At 67.8% G+C, this 16,332-nt stretch carries 10 protein-coding genes and 1 riboswitch; of the genes, 9 read left to right on the top strand and 1 reads right to left on the bottom strand.

Annotation, left to right across the window (positions count from 1 at the left end; genetic code table 11):
- Window positions 1–3 precede the first annotated feature (3 nt).
- The 6 genes from J2W45_RS08525 to J2W45_RS08500 all read left to right on the top strand — a co-directional run bounded on the left by J2W45_RS08525 (window position 4) and on the right by J2W45_RS08500 (window position 11,666).
- On the top strand, window positions 4–978 hold the full coding sequence (locus tag J2W45_RS08525) for a carbohydrate ABC transporter permease (protein WP_310130778.1): 975 nt from the start codon (window positions 4–6) through the stop codon (window positions 976–978).
- Window positions 975–1,871, top strand: a complete 897-nt coding sequence (locus J2W45_RS08520; protein WP_310130776.1) for a carbohydrate ABC transporter permease — start codon at window positions 975–977, stop codon at window positions 1,869–1,871. The genes J2W45_RS08525 and J2W45_RS08520 overlap by 4 nt, the downstream gene beginning before the upstream one ends.
- 515 nt (window positions 1,872–2,386) lie before the next feature.
- Entirely contained in the window at window positions 2,387–2,647 is a 261-nt protein-coding gene (locus J2W45_RS08515) for a hypothetical protein (RefSeq protein ID WP_310130772.1), read from the top strand.
- Window positions 2,647–8,814, top strand: coding sequence for an RHS repeat-associated core domain-containing protein (locus tag J2W45_RS08510; RefSeq protein ID WP_310130771.1), 6,168 nt, complete (start codon window positions 2,647–2,649; stop codon window positions 8,812–8,814). The genes J2W45_RS08515 and J2W45_RS08510 overlap by 1 nt, the downstream gene beginning before the upstream one ends.
- Before the next feature lie 715 nt (window positions 8,815–9,529).
- Window positions 9,530–9,862, top strand: coding sequence for a hypothetical protein (locus J2W45_RS08505; RefSeq protein WP_310130770.1), 333 nt, complete (start codon window positions 9,530–9,532; stop codon window positions 9,860–9,862).
- A gap of 559 nt (window positions 9,863–10,421) precedes the next feature.
- Window positions 10,422–11,666 (top strand): hypothetical protein, encoded by a 1,245-nt coding sequence (locus J2W45_RS08500; RefSeq protein ID WP_310130768.1) that lies wholly within the window; start codon window positions 10,422–10,424, stop codon window positions 11,664–11,666.
- Window positions 11,667–11,720: 54 nt separating this feature from the next.
- Here J2W45_RS08500 and J2W45_RS08495 read toward each other — a convergent pair whose 3' ends face one another.
- On the bottom strand, window positions 11,721–13,241 hold the full coding sequence (locus J2W45_RS08495) for a beta-N-acetylhexosaminidase (protein WP_310130767.1): 1,521 nt from the start codon (window positions 13,239–13,241) through the stop codon (window positions 11,721–11,723).
- Between the two features lie 132 nt (window positions 13,242–13,373).
- A riboswitch (ZMP/ZTP riboswitch) is annotated at window positions 13,374–13,471 on the top strand.
- Window positions 13,472–13,503: 32 nt separating this feature from the next.
- On the opposite strand from J2W45_RS08495, the gene glyA reads away from it, so the two are divergent.
- From glyA to J2W45_RS08480, 3 genes are all read left to right on the top strand, one after another.
- Entirely contained in the window at window positions 13,504–14,829 is a 1,326-nt protein-coding gene (gene glyA, locus J2W45_RS08490) for a serine hydroxymethyltransferase (RefSeq protein WP_310130765.1), read from the top strand.
- A gap of 87 nt (window positions 14,830–14,916) precedes the next feature.
- Complete coding sequence (locus tag J2W45_RS08485) at window positions 14,917–15,798, top strand: bifunctional methylenetetrahydrofolate dehydrogenase/methenyltetrahydrofolate cyclohydrolase (protein WP_310130763.1); 882 nt, start codon at window positions 14,917–14,919, stop codon at window positions 15,796–15,798.
- Window positions 15,795–16,277, top strand: coding sequence for a YbaK/EbsC family protein (locus J2W45_RS08480; RefSeq protein ID WP_396427081.1), 483 nt, complete (start codon window positions 15,795–15,797; stop codon window positions 16,275–16,277). The genes J2W45_RS08485 and J2W45_RS08480 overlap by 4 nt, the downstream gene beginning before the upstream one ends.
- Window positions 16,278–16,332: the final 55 nt, after the last annotated feature.

Here is a 16,332-nt window from a genome sequence, read left to right as displayed (position 1 = left end):
CGGATGACCCGCACTGCTGAAGCGACCCGCGCGGGGGCGGCCACCGGCCGTCCCCGCCGCGGGGCGTCCCCCAAGACCCCCAAGGCACCGAAGAGTCCCGGAGGCGCAGCCGACCTGTGGCGCGCCGTGCCGTGGACGCTGCCCGCCCTCATCCTGATCTTCGGCGTCGTGCTGTTCCCGGCCGGCTACATGGTCTACAACTCCACCCGGAAGATCTCGATCGCCGGCGTGGACCACGGATCGGTCGGCCTGCAGAACTACATCACGGTGCTCTCGCGGCCGGAGCTCCCCGGCATCCTGATCAACTCCCTGGTCTGGGTGGTCTCGGTCGTCGTCATCACCGTGGCGATCTCGCTGGCCCTCGCCCAGTTCCTCGACAAGAACTTCCCCGGCCGCCGGTGGGTGCGGATGGCGATCATCGTCCCGTGGGCGGCGAGCGTCGTGATGACCACCACCGTGTTCGTCTACGGCCTCGACCCCTTCTACGGGATCATCAACAAGTTCCTCGTCGACATCCACCTGATCGCGGAGCCCTTCGGGTTCACCAAGGAGCCGCTGCCCGCCTTCATCTCGTCGATCGGCATCGCGGTGTTCGTCTCGCTGCCGTTCACGACGTACACGATCCTGGCGGGGCTCGCCGGCATCCCGGGCGACATGCTCGAGGCCGCGAAGGTGGACGGCGCGAGCGCCCTGCGCTCCTACTTCAGCGTCACGCTGCCCAACCTGCGGAACGCCATCGCGCTCGCGACACTGATCAACATCATCAACGTCTTCAACTCGCTGCCCATCCTGAAGCTCATGACCGGGTCCATCCCCGGCTACAAGGCGGACACGACCACCACCTACGTGTTCAAGCTGCTGCAGAACGAGCAGCGGATCGACCTGTCCAGCGCCCTCAGCGTGATCAACTTCCTGATCGTGCTGGTCGTGGTGGGCCTCTACCTGTGGATCGTCAAGCCGATGAAGGAGGTCTCGTGACCGCACCGGCCCCCGTCGCGCTCGCCGGAGCCCCGACGCCCCGCCGCCGCCGTGCGGGCGGGTCCGGGTCGCCCGGGCGCACCGTCGTCAAGGTGATCGCGGGCATCGTCATCGCGCTCGTCTTCATCGCGCCGTACCTGATCATGCTGGTCGGCTCGTTCAAGAGCCGGAACAACATCCTGGCCGTCCCCCCGACCTACCTGCCCGAGCAGTGGCATCCCGAGAACTACCTCACGATGTGGTCGACCCCGGAGACGCCGCTGCCGTACAACCTGATCTCGACCATCGTGATCGCGGTGTTCGCGACGGCGCTGGTGCTCGTGGTCTGCGTGCCCGCGGCGTACTACACCGCGCGGTTCCGGTTCCCGGGACGGGGGATCTTCCTGTTCCTCGTGATCGTGACGCAGATGCTGCAGCCGACCGTGCTCGCGACCGGCCTCTTCAAGGAGATGGTCGCTCTCGGGATCAACGACACCTGGCTCGCGATGATCCTCGTGAACGCCGCCTTCAACCTGGCGTTCGCGATCTGGATCATGCACAGCTTCTTCTCCGGCGTGCCGAAGGAGGTCGACGAGGCCGCGCAGCTCGACGGCGCGGGCAAGTGGACGGTGCTGTTCCGGGTGCAGCTGCCGCTGGTCTGGCCGGGCATCGTGACGGCGATCATCTACACCTTCGTCGCGTCGTGGAACGAGTTCGCGGCGAGCCTGGTGATCCTGTCGACGGATGCCAACCAGCCGCTCTCCGTGGCGCTCACCAAGTTCGTGGGCCAGTACGACGCCGCCTGGCAGTACGTCTTCGCGGTGTCGGTGGTCGCGGTCATCCCCGTCGTCATCCTGTTCATGCTCATCGAGAAGCGCCTGGTCGGAGGTCTCACGGCCGGCAGCGTCAAGTAGCGGAGGTCGACCGGCGGTCGTTGGGCCGGTCCATCTCTAGACGCATGAATGGATCGACCGGCTTGGTGTCATAGTCGTACCGGCCGTCCGTCTGGGAAGGTGTGGGTCATCGTCACCAGAGCTTCCTTCGTCTCCTCCAACTCGTCGCGGTCTCTGCCGCGGGTATAGCCGTCGCCGTACTCGGCGTCGTCTTGGGGGCGTCCCCTGCTTCTGCGACGGCTCCGTCGTCCTCGTGCACCGCTACCAATGACGTTCAGGCGTGTGATGCGGACCATGACTCCATCCCGGATGTGGTGGAGCGGGTGGTGTGTGGCAGCGCGACCTGCGCGACAGGCCGGGAGGATCGGGATAGGGACGGTATTCCCGACTGGGTCGAGGTCGCCGCTTGCAAAACATCGGCATGTGCCTCTCCCACGAAAGACTCGGTGAGGGATGCAATCCCTGACTTCGCCCGGCAAATCGTATGCGGCTCGGCGACCTGCCAGACGGGCAATGCGGATGCGAACGCGAACGGGGTGCCCAAGTGGGCCTCGGTGGTCATCTGCGGTACGGCGACGTGCGCGACGGGACATGAGGATTACGACGGAGATGGGGTCTCCGACGCGATCCAGCTCGCCGCCTGCGTGATCCCGCGCAGCAGTCTGGCCAGCACGGGGACGAGCATCGCGATCGGGCTGATCGCCGCCTCCGCTCTGGGCCTGATCGCAGCCGGATGCGTGCTCGCCCGGAAGCGGCACCTGTTCTCGAAGGCTCTCTGGACCGGAACCGTCGCCTGATGCGCCGGTCATGGTCGTTCGCGACGGTCGCGGCCGCTACGATCGGTGCTCTGGCGGCGGTCGGTGCGGTGACGCCGGCCGAGGCGTCACCGATGGAGGTGGCTCGGCGTACTGCCGCGTTCACGCTGGCGGAGGTGCGCGCTGCTGCTGCGGTTCAGGATGCCCGGGTTGCGGCGCAGACGGAAGCTCCGGCTCCCGTCGCGGAGGGAACGGTGAGACCGGACGCGTCCTCGACGGTGACCGCGGACGAGGTCGGCGCTGCGGTGACGTTCTCGGGGAACGATGTGCCGTCGGATCTGAAGGTGGCGGTCGGTGAAGCTCCCCGAGACGCCGCGGTCTCGGCGCAGGCCGAGCAACCGGGTGGCGGCGAGCCGGTGTCGGATCCCGTCCAGATCACGGCCAAGGATTCTGGTGGTGAGCAGCGCACGCAGTTTCCGGCGAAACGGACGCACACCCGCGGCGGCGGCAAGAAAGGACCCCTCGTCTCCGATGTCGTGCCCGGTATCGCACTCAGCCTCAAACCGGACCTCGACCGCGTCAAGGCCGCTGGCGTCGATCCGAAATCACTGAAGATCTACACACGCGAGAAGGCGGGGGAGCCGTGGAGCCTGCTGCCGTCGTACTACGACGAGAAGTCGGGACTCGTGAAGGGCGAGTCGACGCACCTGTCCCAGTTCGTGGTGATCGGGGAAAAGTTCGTGCCGCCGGCCGGGCCGGTCGTGGTCCTCGACCCTGACAATGACGAGGGGCGCGTGACAACGCCGGCTCCGCCTGTGAGTGAGCTCGGGTTCAACATCCGGCTGGCGCAGCTGGTACGGGATGCGCTGGTGCAAGATTGCCGGGCGAACGTCGTGATCACGCGAGAAGACCCGGCTGTGCCGGATATCAGTCGCGCCACGCGTGCCGGTATTGCCGCGAACGCGAACCCTGTGGCGACGGTGGGTCTCGCGTTCAACGCTCTCAACGGGCAAGCCTGGGGCGGGTCCGACCCGTCGCTGGGCGGATCGCAGACCTATTCGCGCGGCGGTCCCGCGGACGATCAGCTGTCGTTCTCGCTGACCGGCAACCTACCGACGTACACGGGACGTCCGGCGAAGAACATGGGCAACAACGGCAACTTCCCGGGCAGCGATTTCGATGGTGTGCCGGGCGCGCTGACGCACCTCGAGGCGCTGTTCATGGACAACAACTACGACCGCGTGATGATCGACAACAACTTCTCCGGGGTCGTGAACGGAGTGCTGACCGGGGTGGGGAAGTGGCTCGAAACGCAGGGTTTCGACTGCACGGACCCGGTGACCGGAGGCTGGCCGACTCCGCCGTCTGCGGCCGAGCTAGCCCGATGGCGCGCGCTCGGCCTGCAGAATTACCTGACCTACGGCGGCGAACCCTTCTCGTTCTCCACCGGCAACCTGGTCGAGCAGGAGAAGCTCTTCACCCTCCCCGGGCTGGGCGGTTCGTCGACCGATCTGACGCTGTTCTACAACTCCCAGGACGGCCGCTTGTCGCGGGTGGGCGCCGGGTGGTCATTCGGCCTCGGCGCGCGGGCGCAACGCTTCAGCGACGGAAGTGTGATGGTGGTGCGTGGCGACGGGGCCTCCTACGTCTTCACCCCCGACGGCTATGGCGGCTACCGGACCGACCCGACCCTGCATCAAACGCTGTCCGAGCAGCCGGGCGGCCGTCTCCTGCTCACGGATGTGTCCGGGGAGTCGTGGACATTCGATGCCGGCGACATCGAGGGCATCGGCGAGCTGGTGACCCACACGGACGCGAACGGCAACACGACCACGCTCACGTATGGTGCACCGGATGCGAACACGCAGCAGTTCGTGCCGCTGACCTCGATCACCGTGCCTGGCGGTCAGGTCATCCAGGTGCAGTCCGACGCCCTGGGCCGGGTCACCGGATTCACGCGGCCGGGTGGGGACCATTGGTCGTTGTCGTACGACGCCGCCGGGAATCTCACGACGGTGACCCTGCCGGACGGGCGTACCCACGTCTTCACCTACGATGGCGCCCACCAACTCCTCACCGGGACGGACGCAAGCGGGGTTCAGTATCTGAAGAACGCGTACGACGCGCAAGGCCGGATCGTGAAGCAGTGGGACGCCGTCGGCAAGCTGCGGACGCTGGACTACTCCACGCCCGGGCAGACGACCTACACGGATACGCTCGGTCGCACGAGCGTCTACTTCTTCGACGCGAGCTACCGCATCACGAAGGTGCAGCATCCCGATGGGACGACGGCTACTTTCGGGTTCGACAGTCAGAACAATGTCACCACCTCCACCGATGAGGACGGCCACGCGACGAAGTACGCTTACGACGGCTCGGGGAACATCCTCTCCGAGACGTCTCCGACGGGCGCCGTGACCAGGTACACGTACACCCCGACCGGGCGTGTCGCGACGAAGACGGATGCGGGCGGTCAGAGGGGCGCCGCACGAACGTGGGCATACGACTACGACAGCGCCGGGCATCTCACGGCAATCCACCAGCCGGACGGGAAAACGATCACTAACCGGTATGACGGCACAGGCACTCTGACAGCTACGGTCCAGCCCTCGGGCGCGACCACCACCTACCAGCACGACGCGACGGGGCACATCACGGTCGCGACCGACCCGACGGGCGCCGCGACCCATTACTCTTACGACACCGCGGGCCGCATCACCGCGGTCACCGACCCGAACGGACACACCACCTCGTACGGGTGGGACAGCGGCGACCGGCTGGTGTCCGTCACCGATCCGGCCGGACACACTACCTCGTACGCGTACGAGCCGAATGATCACGTCTCCCAGGTGACCGACCCGGTGGGTGCCACCCAGAAGTACACGTGGGACGCGCTTTTCCACCTGACTCAGGCGACGAACGCGGTGGGCGGGGTGACCTCGTATGCCTACGACAGCGAGGACTCCCTCACCGGCCAGACGGATCCGCTGGGTGCGAAGACCGCTTATTCGACCGACGGACAGGACCGGGTCTCTCAGATCACCGATCCCAAGGGCGGCGTCACCAAGCGCACCTACGACGGTGTTGGGAACCTCACCAGCGCCACGTCCGCCGGTGGGGGGAAGACGACCTACGCGTACGACGTGGGCGGCAACCTGACCCGTCGGACCGATCCGACCGGGGCCGTCACCCGCTATGAGTACGACGCGGTCGGGCGCCTGGTCCTGCTCACGGATCCAGATGGTGTGGTGACCCGGTACTCCTATGACGTGATGGACCGGATCACGCGGGTGACGGACGGCCTGGGCAAGCACCAGGACTTCGGCTACGACGTCGACGGGAACCTGGTCGCGGTGACCAAGCGCGACGGTTCGGTGACCAGGTACGCCTACGACGCCGCCGGCCGCAGGACGTCCACCACGTCACCGCTGGGTGAGACCACCGCGGTCACCTACGACGGTGCCGGGAAGGTGATTGCCGCGACCGACCCGCTGGGGCGTACGACAGCCATGGCGTACACGCCCACGGGCCAGCTGGCGTCGGTCACCGACCCTGCAGGCCATGAGACTGTGTACACGTATGACGCCGCCGGTCGGCGCACCGCATCGACCGACCCCAACGGGCACACCACGTCGTATACCTACGACGGGGACGGGAACCAGACGTCGACGACGGATGCAATGGGCGCGACGACGAGCTACGGCTATGACCTCGCAGGCCAGCAGACCTCTGTGACCAGCCCGAACGGCGACGAAACCCGCTACACGTACGACCCGCGCGGGTTGCTGAACCAAGTGATCCAGGGCTACAAGAAGGGTGCCGTTTCCGGCCCGTCGGTGAATGTGACGACAGCGTACGGGTACGACGCGGACGGTAACCGTACGAGTCTCACGGATCCGAACGGTCATGTCACGAAGTTCACGGTCGATGGAGTGGGTCGCACCACCGGCGAGGTGAACCCGGTCGGGAACACTACCCGGACCACCTATTCGCCTGCCGGTCGGACGACCTCCACGGTGACCGGCACTGGGGCGACCACCGCCTACCGGTACGACAAGCGCGGTGACCTGGTCCGTCAGGATGCCGCGGGCGCGATCGCCACCTTCGAGTACGACGCCGAGCAGCGGCTGATCGCGGTGACCGACCCGGGCGGGGTGACCGGTTTCGTGTATGACAAGGACGGCCGCGCCACCACCCAGATCGATCAGCAGGGCGGGCATCTGAAGACCGCCTACGACAAGGCCGGTCAGACCACCGGCGTCATTCTGCCGACCGGTCAGCAGTTGATGTACACGTATGACCAGGCCGGGAAGGTGACCTCGCAGACCTCACCGTGGGGTTCCCTTAGTTACGCCTGGGATGCGGCGGGTCTGCTCACCAAGCAGACCCGGTCGACCGGGGTGAGCACCGGCTACCAGTACGACGCGGATGACCGGGTCACGGCGATCGCGCACACCACCCCGCAACCGGCCACCCCGCCGGCCTCGTCCGCGACGCCGACTCCGGCTCCGTATGCGGCGGGCGAGGCGGCCGCGACGAAGTGCTCGAGTGTCGCCGGGTACATCGGCGCCCGCGCGCGTAGCACGGCGGATGCGCCGTTGTGCGAGCGGACGGCCCCGTACCTGTCCGGGCGTACGCTTCCGGCCCCGGCGAACCCGGTTCCGGACGGTGGGTCGTTGACTTACCAGTACGGCTACGACGCGAACGGCAATGTCACCAGCGCCACGCGCACCATCTCGAACGCGCCGAACAGGCTCGCCGCTTCCGGGCGGCCGGCGCCAGTGAACGGGAGCGCGCCGAAGATCACCACGACGACGGCCGCGTACAGCTACGACGCGCTGAACCGGCTCACCGGATCTATCACCGGTGGAGGGGAGAAGAACGCGTACGGGTATGACCCGGCCGGTAACCGGGTGTCGTGGTCGCGTTCTGGTGCAGCGGATGGGAACTTCGCCCAGCAGGCGTCGTTCAGCGACGCGAACCAGGTCACTCGCACTGCCACGACGGGGGCGGGTCGTGGTGTTCCGGGTGGTGTGGCGACCTACGGTTATGACGGGGCGGGGAACCGGACGAGCCAAAACGTGGCGGGTGTTTCGACAGGGTTCGCGTACAACCCGGCGGGTCAGACCACGCAGGTGGACCGTCCGGGCCGGACCACCAGTTACGGGTACGACGGTTTGGGCCGCAAAACCACGACCACGGACACCACGAGCCTGGGCACCAGCACCGCGCGCACCGTCTTTGACGGATCCGCCCCGGTTCAGACCACCACCGAGGCGGGCACCGCGACGACTGTCCGTGACGCGCTGGGGAACCTGGTCGAGCACGTGAACCAGAGCGGGGATGCGACCTGGGATCTCCTGGATCGTCTGGGCTCTACGATCGCGGGCGCGCAGGGTGGTTCGATCACCCAACTGTCCACCTACGACGACTGGGGAACCCAACAATTCGAGACCGCCGGTTGGTCGGGTCCTCAGAACTACACGGGTGAGCAGACCGACCCGACCCAGGGGTTGAACCATTACTTTGCCCGCACCTACGACCCGTCTGTCGGATCGTGGACCAGCCCCGACCCCTGGCGAGGAACCGCTACTCAACCGCAATCCCTGCACCGGTACGGGTACGTGTTCGACAACCCGGTCGCCAACGTTGACGTCCTCGGGTTTAAGCCATTCCCTAAGTGCCAGCCACTCTTGCAAAAGTGTGCAGGCGATCCACTTCCGAAGTTTCCGGGTATCGGACCGGCGAACACCTGCACCTCAGATCCTCGACCGCCATGTGCACCGCAATACCTGGCCAAGACTCCGTCGCCGAGCGCGCCAACGCACTCGACCCCCGTCCCGACCAAGCCAAGTCCAGCCAACCCCAACAGTAAGAACGACATCACGGACTCGCACGGGTGCAAACCCGGCACGGAGTGGTACACGAATTCGTATACCAATGGCCAGTGTGTAAGCACGGCGTACCTTAAACAGCAAGCTAACAACTGGGCCACCGTGGCGTCGTACTTGGCAGATTCAGGTGCGCTGTTCGGTGCGGATTTCTACGATCCAGCCACGGCCGAGAACTTGGCAGCCTTCCTCCACGATTTCGGTTGGGGAGCGGGACCCGTCGTCCTCATTTATGGCAGCTACCAGTTTGTCAAGTTCGCTGGCATTGCCATCTTCGTGACAGCTTGGGCGCTCATTTCAGGACCGAGCCAGGGCTGACACTGGGGCCGACGACTAAATGCGAAGAGGAGTTCTAGTGCGGAATCGATTCCTGCGAACATGGATACCCCTCGTGGGTCCACGAATGGCAAGGCGCTTATTCTGGTCGCACGTTCCACTGCTTGTGGCGGGCGCCGCCCTTGCCTCGTCGTGGTTGAGTGGCGCCGTACGTGCCGCAGGGGCCGATGCGGTTACCGTACAGGTTGCCGGAATCGTCAATGCGATTTTGGCCCTCGTAGTGGTCGTGGCGCTCGTGACGTGGACGTTGTTGCTTCACCGTCGTAGAGCAGAGATCCGTGTTCGCCTTGCTGCCCGTGGGGCCGCACTCCGGTTCGTGCCCCAGATCCTCACCCCGCACCGTTTCATCCAGTGGCGCGATCGTGAGCTCCTCACAACCGATTCCATACACGATGCACTCGGATGATCCAGCTTTGGCTTCAACGGCGCAGCCGCTCGTGGGGTGGGGGTCGACGTTAGCATCACCTGGTCAATCACGCCCCCCCGGAGTCTATGTGGCTGCAGTAGGGGCAGGGCTCGGCGAAGGTTTGTTTCTAGGAGCAGGATTTCAAGGCACATGGGTCCTCGATTGAAGATGTCATCTCTGTACCGAACAGCATCGGTCGGAGCGGCCCTAATATACGGGCTATCCGGCGCGGTGGCCGTCATTGCGTACGCCATACCAGCGCTGCGCTGCCCCGCGGCTGGGGGCACTGCGATGGTGCTTTCAATCGCGATTGCACTGCCGTCGACGGTCATCGCCTACATCGGTGGACGATCCGAACGAGATCGGACTCGACGCCTCACGGCTTCGAGCCCGGGCACCGGACTCGTCAACAACTATTTGCGGCGGCAGTCACCACTAGTGAAGTGCGGGCTCCTTTCGATGCTCGCGGCGGCTGTCGTTCTCGCCATGATCGCCATTTGGATAATGGGCAAGTCGTTCAACACGTCCGCTTTCCCGGGCCTGACGCTCGCGATGCTGGTTTCCACAGCAATCATCGTTCAGAACAACGCCCTAGTAGCCGCGAACCGTGGCTCCGGCGGGTGAGTCGAGTGCAGCGACCTCTCTTGGTGCTTTCAACCTGGCGTTTGCGATCTGGATCGTGCGCAGATTCTTCTCCGACGTGCCGAAAGACGTCGACGAGGCCGCCCAACTCGACGGCGCGGGCAAATGGACTGCGTCATCAATACCATCTTGGCTCTCGTTCCCGCTGGGGCGTCCGCGGTCACTATAGGGCTCAAGGGTGTGCTCAAGCCGATCGTCTCTGCAGCGATAGATGCGTTCGGCGGACTCATCGGCGGCCTTGGCCGTGGAGGAGCGCCGGAAGCATCAGGCCGATGGGGCTCCATCGTCCAAGCGGTGTGCACTCGACGGGCCTAGCAGGGCCTCTTCACGTGATGTGATGCAGCGTGTTAGCGATCTGACTACGAGGTAGGGCTTCTATGTAGCATTTCCGGTGGTGGGTGCGCGGATAGTTGACCCCGAGGCGGATTGGGCGTGAAGCAACGGCCGGAGTCAACCCGTCCCGCGGGCCGGCGGTGACGGGTACCATCCAAGAGGCGAAATCTGCCGGAGCGAGCTCCGGAGCGACCTCACGGATGGAACGATGACAGCGGGTACGACGAGCACGAGGCGGCCGGTCCTCACGGCTGCCCCGCTTCGCGTCCCACGCCGGCTGCGGATCGCCGGGCGCGAGGTGCCGTGGTGGGCGGCCGTGCTGGTGCTCTATGCGGTCTCCCGCCTCCTCACGACGACGCTGATGCTGGCGCTCTTCATCACGGCGACGGCGCTGCACTGGGACTTCGCGAGCCCTCGGATGGACCCCACCTTCTTCACGTTCTCGGGGTCGTGGGACGGCTCGTACTACAGCCAGATCGTGGAGCAGGGCTACCCCACGTCGCTGCCGCTCGACGCGGACGGGTCGGTGCAGCAGAACCCGTGGGCGTTCCTGCCGCTCTTCCCGATCGTGGTGCGCGCACTGATGTTCGTGACCGGCCTCAGCTTCTACCCGGCCGGGTTTGCCGTCGCCCTGGTCTTCGGCGCCGCCGCGAGCGTCGTGCTGTTCCGTCTGGTGGCGGCGCGCGCCGGTGTCTCCAGCGCGTTCTGGGCGACGGCGTTCTTCTGCTTCAACCCGCTCTCGTTCGTGCTGCAGATCAGCTACGCGGAGAGCATGTTCTTCTTCCTGATGTTCGCGGCGCTGCTCGCCATGATCCAGCGGCGGTACTGGTTGATGATGCCGTGCGGGGTGGCGGCGGCCTTCACGCGGCCGGGGGCGCTCGCCCTGCCGCTCGCGCTCGGCATCGTGCTGCTGTTCCGGATGCTGCAGGCGCGGCGCGGCGGCGAGGGGTTCCGCCCGCGGGAGCGGATGTCCATGCTCGTCGCCGGCGGGGTGATGGCGCTCGCCGGGATGTCCTGGCCGATCATCGCGGCGGCGGTCACCGGTACGGGCGACGCGTACGTCAGCACCGAGCTCTCCTGGTGGACGGGGTTCATCGGCAAGGTCGCGTTCATCCCGCTGACCCCGTGGTTCCTGCTCAGCTGGCGCTACCTCAGCATCCTGGGCGCCCTCATCGTCATCGGCATCGTCGCCGGTTACACGTGGATCCTCACCCGGCCGTCGGTGCGGGCGCTGGGCACGGACATGGTCGCGTACGCGGCCAGCTACGGCCTCTATCTGTTCGCCGTCTTCCTGCCGCAGCAGAGCACCTTCCGCCTCCTGCTGCCGCTCGCTCCGCTCGCCGGGGCCAGGGGACTCACCCGCAGCCGCCGCGCGCGCAAGGCCACGCTGATCGCCTGCATCGCGCTGCAGCCGGTGGCGCTCGTGCTGCTCTGGTTCATCGGCTACCCCTGAGTCGCGGGGCGGCGCGCGGGCGCCGCGTCTGCGCCGTCGGAGCAGGCGCGCCGGTCAGGAGTCGACGCGCTCCGGCCACGGCACCTCGGGCACCGCGCGGTAGTGCGTGCCCGCCGCATCCCAGTGCTCGGACAGCCGGGCGACGCGCTCGACGAAGTCGGGCAGGTCGCGTGCCGCCTCCACCGGTTCCGTGTCGGCGGGGGCCGTCGACCAGCCGATCTCGGCGATGGCCGCGAGGCGGGGGAGCACCATGTCCTCCACCTCCTCGATCGTCGCCACGGTCTCGGTCCACAGCGGCGCCTCGACGCCCAGGATGTGCGCATCGCCCACACCGGGCACGACGCGCGCCGGGTCCCAGCCGAACGAGCGGGCGAGGGTCGTGGGGGAGCCGGTCCAGTCCTGGCCGATCGGGTCGCCGTCCTCGTAGACGATGTCGAGGTAGGCGGCGTCGGACGGCGACAGGATGAGCGCGCCACCGCCGCGCACGAAGGTGAGCGCGCGCTCGGCCGCCCGATCGCGCGGCGTCGTGAAGTCCCAGTACTGGCCGACCGTGCCCGCGGGCAGGGCGTCCGCCTTGCCGAGCTCGTGCCATCCGATCGGCGTCTTCCCGTTCCGGGCAACCTCGGCGGCCGCGTGGTTCGCGAACGCGACGAAGTCCGCCTCCGGGGTGCTGAGGCACTCGTCCCCGCCGATGTGCAGGTATGGCCCGGGCGTCAGCGCCACCACCTCGCGGATGACGTCGCGCACGAAGCGCTCGGTGGTCGGGTCGCCGGTCTGCAGCGTGCTGAAGCCGACCTCCGAGCCGGTGTACAGGGCGGGGGCGATGCCGTCCGGGTTCAGCTCGGGATACGACGCGAGCGCGGCGTTGGTGTGGCCCGGCATGTCGATCTCGGGCACCACGGTGATGTGCCGGTCGGCGGCGTATCGCACCAGCTCGCGGTACTCCTGCTGCGTGTAGAAGCCGCCGCGGGTCCCGTCGCTGCCCGTCGAGCCGCCGATCCGGGAGAGCTCGGGCCAGGACTCGATGTGGAGGCGCCAGCCCTGGTCGTCGGTGAGGTGCAGGTGGAGGTGGTTGACCTTGAGCAGTGCGATCGCGTCGATGAAGCGCCGGACCTCGGCGGGCGTGAAGAAGTGGCGCGCCACATCCAGCATCGCCCCGCGGTAGGCGTAGCGCGGGTGGTCGTGGATGCGCTGGGCGTCGACCGCGACCAGGTCGCCCTCCTGCGCCGCGGGCAGCAGCTGCCGCAGCGTCTGGACGCCCCAGAACGCGCCGGCCGGGGTGGCCGCACCGATGCGGACGCCCTCGGCGGCGACCTCCAGGGTGTAGCCCTCGGCGCTGTCCGAGCCGTCCTCGTGCGGCCCCTCGCCCGGTGCGATCACGATCGCGATGTCGCCGTACGCCGGCGGTTCGTCGACGATGTGCGGTTCGTGGCCGAACCCGACGGCCAGCGCCTCGGCGAGCAGCCGGGCGACCGCGTCCGCTCCCGGACCAGCGACGCTGATCCGCGCGGCGTCGCCCAGAACGAAGGGGGACGCATCCGACGGGTCGGTGCGGACAGGGCGGGGCACGACCACAGGGCACTCCTCAGGGTCTGATGAGAACGGAGGAGGCCGACGTCGCCCGCCCCACGAGGGTCGGCCACAGCGAGTATCGCAGGGCTCCTGACAAACTGGCAAGGGTTCCGCCGGTCGCTCCCTTTGCTATGCTTGGCGCGTCGCGACTGGCGCTCAGATGGTCACCATCGGGGAGCGACACGGTATCTCGAGAACACGGATGGATGCGGCCGCGCGCCTGGGTCGCTACGGATAGGTCCATCCCTGTATGAAGGAGCCGGCAATGACCGATACCCTCCCCTCGACGTTCACCGCCCCACTGGCGGAGGTCGACCCCGAGATCGCGGAGGTGCTGCAGCTCGAGCTCGGTCGCCAGCGCGACTACCTCGAGATGATCGCCTCCGAGAACTTCGTGCCGCGCGCCGTGCTCGAAGCGGTCGGCTCGGTGCTCACCAACAAGTACGCGGAGGGCTACCCCGGCCGCCGCTACTACGGCGGGTGCGAGTACGTCGACATCGCCGAGCAGCTGGCGATCGACCGGGCCAAGGCCCTCTTCGGCGCGGAGTACGCCAACGTCCAGCCGCACTCCGGTGCGTCCGCCAACGCGGCCGTGCTGTCCGCCATCGCGACGCCGGGCGACACCATCCTGGGCCTGGAGCTCGCGCACGGCGGCCACCTGACCCACGGCATGAAGCTCAACTTCTCGGGCAAGCTCTACAACGCCGTCTCCTACGGCGTCGACCCGGAGACGTTCCTGGTCGACATGAACGTCGTGCGCGACAAGGCGCTCGAGCACAAGCCGCAGGTGATCATCGCCGGCTGGTCCGCCTACCCGCGCCAGCTCGACTTCGCCGCGTTCCGCGAGATCGCTGACGAGGTCGGCGCCAAGCTCTGGGTCGACATGGCGCACTTCGCCGGTCTCGTCGCCGCGGGCCTGCACCCGTCTCCCGTCCCATACGCGGACGTCGTCAGCTCGACCGTGCACAAGACGATCGGCGGACCGCGCTCCGGCTTCATCGTCAGCCGCGACACCGAGCTCGCGAAGAAGCTCAACTCCAATGTCTTCCCCGGCCAGCAGGGCGGACCGCTCATGCACGTGATCGCCGCCAAGGCGACCGCGTTCAAGCTCGCCGCGACCGAGGAGTTCAAGGACCGCCAGGCCCGCACCATCCGCGGCGCGCAGCTCCTCGCCGAGCGCCTGACCGCCGAGGACTCCCGCGCCGCCGGCGTGGACGTGCTCACCGGCGGCACCGACGTGCACCTGGTGCTCGCCGACCTCCGCACCTCGGAGCTCGACGGCCAGCAGGCGGAGGACGTGCTGCACGAGGTCGGCATCACGGTCAACCGCAACGCGGTGCCGTTCGACCCGCGCCCGCCGATGGTCACCTCCGGCCTCCGCATCGGCACGCCGGCGCTCGCGACCCGCGGCTTCGGCGACACCGAGTTCACCGAGGTGGCCGACATCATCGCGCTCGCGCTGCGTCCCGGCGCCGACACCCGCGCCCTCCGCGCGCGCGTCGACGCCCTGACCGCCGCCTTCCCGCTCTACCCCGGCCTGACCCCGTCCGGCCAGGAGGGCTTCCCGGTCGAGCTCCCCTCCTCGATCTGACCCGCCCGCAACAATCGCTTCCTCACTTAATCCGCTGTTTCGCGCCCGGAACACGGATTAAGTGAGGAACAGATGGAAGGAATGCGCGTGACCGCACAGATTCTGGACGGGAAGGCGACCGCCGCCGAGATCAAGGCGGAGCTGAAGGAGCGCGTCAGCGCGCTCCGCGAGAAGGGGATCGTCCCGGGGCTCGGCACGATCCTCGTCGGCGACGACCCGGGCTCGCAGTGGTACGTCGCCGGCAAGCACCGCGACTGCGCGGAGGTGGGCATCGCCTCCATCCGCCGCGACCTGCCTGCCGACATCTCGCAGGCCGAGCTCGAGGCGGTCGTCGAGGAGCTGAACGCGGACCCCGACTGCACCGGCTTCATCGTGCAGCTGCCGCTCCCCGGCCACCTCGACACCGACGCCATCCTGGAGCTGGTCGACCCGGCGAAGGATGCGGACGGGCTGCACCCGACGAACCTCGGCCGCCTCGTGCTGAACGTCAACCGCCCGATCACCTCGCCGCTGCCGTGCACGCCGCGCGGCGTGATCGAGCTGATGCTGCGTCACGGCATCGACATCCGGGGCAAGGATGTGGTGGTCGTCGGCCGCGGCGTCACCGTCGGGCGGTCCATCGGCGCCCTGCTCACGCGGCGCGAGTACAACGCGACCGTGACGCTGACGCACACCGGGACGCACGACCTCGACGAGCACCTGCGGCGCGCGGACATCATCGTCGCCGCGGCCGGTGTCGCGGGCCTCGTGACCGCGGACAACGTGAAGCCGGGCGCCGTCGTGCTCGACGTGGGCGTCAGCCGCGTCGAGGACCCGGTGACCGGCAAGAGCGTCGTCGCGGGCGATGTCGCACCCGAGGTGGCCGAGGTGGCCGCCTGGGTGTCGCCCAACCCCGGTGGCGTCGGCCCGATGACGCGGGCCCTGCTGCTGCAGAACGTCGTGGAGTCCGCCGAGCGGGAGCTGGCGTGAGCGAGACCGCTCGCTCGCATCCCGCGGTGGAGCGCGTCGAAGCGGCCCTGCTGGACGCGGGCGTCGAGCCGCGTGTCCGCTGGTTCGAGACGGCGACGCCCACGGCCGCAGCCGCTGCGGCGGAACTCGGTGTCGAGGTCGGTGCGATCGCCAACTCGCTCGTCTTCACCCTCGACGGCGAGCCGCTGCTCGTGATGACGTCCGGCGCCCACCGCGTCGACACCGCGTTCCTCGGCGAGCGTCTCGGCGGCCGCATCCGCCGCGCCGACCCGGAGACCGTCAAGGCCGCGACCGGCCAGACGATCGGCGGCGTCGCCCCGCTCGGCCACCCCGCGCCGCTCCGCACCGTGGTGGATGTGTCCCTCGCCGGCTACCCCGAGATCTGGGCCGCCGCCGGCCACGCCCACACCGTCTTCCCGACCACCTTCGACGAGCTCCTCCGCCTCACCCACGGCACCCCCACCCCCGTCACCCCCTGACCGCCTTCGCCCACCGTCGAGTACACGAAAAGTGCACGCGACGCGCCGTGCGGGC

Origin of the sequence: Leifsonia shinshuensis (genome assembly GCF_031456835.1) — a bacterium.
GTDB classification, from domain to species: Bacteria; Actinomycetota; Actinomycetes; order Actinomycetales; family Microbacteriaceae; genus Leifsonia; species Leifsonia shinshuensis_C.
This window is presented reverse-complemented; position numbering and strand designations above follow the sequence as displayed.

Coding starts and splice junctions, on each gene's coding strand:
- glyA (WP_310130765.1), top strand. CDS start 13,504: ATGACCGATACCCTCCCCTCGACGTTCACCGCCCCACTGGCGGAGGTC.
- J2W45_RS08510 (WP_310130771.1), top strand. CDS start 2,647: ATGCGCCGGTCATGGTCGTTCGCGACGGTCGCGGCCGCTACGATCGGT.
- J2W45_RS08525 (WP_310130778.1), top strand. CDS start 4: ATGACCCGCACTGCTGAAGCGACCCGCGCGGGGGCGGCCACCGGCCGT.
- J2W45_RS08500 (WP_310130768.1), top strand. CDS start 10,422: ATGACAGCGGGTACGACGAGCACGAGGCGGCCGGTCCTCACGGCTGCC.
- J2W45_RS08505 (WP_310130770.1), top strand. CDS start 9,530: ATGGTGCTTTCAATCGCGATTGCACTGCCGTCGACGGTCATCGCCTAC.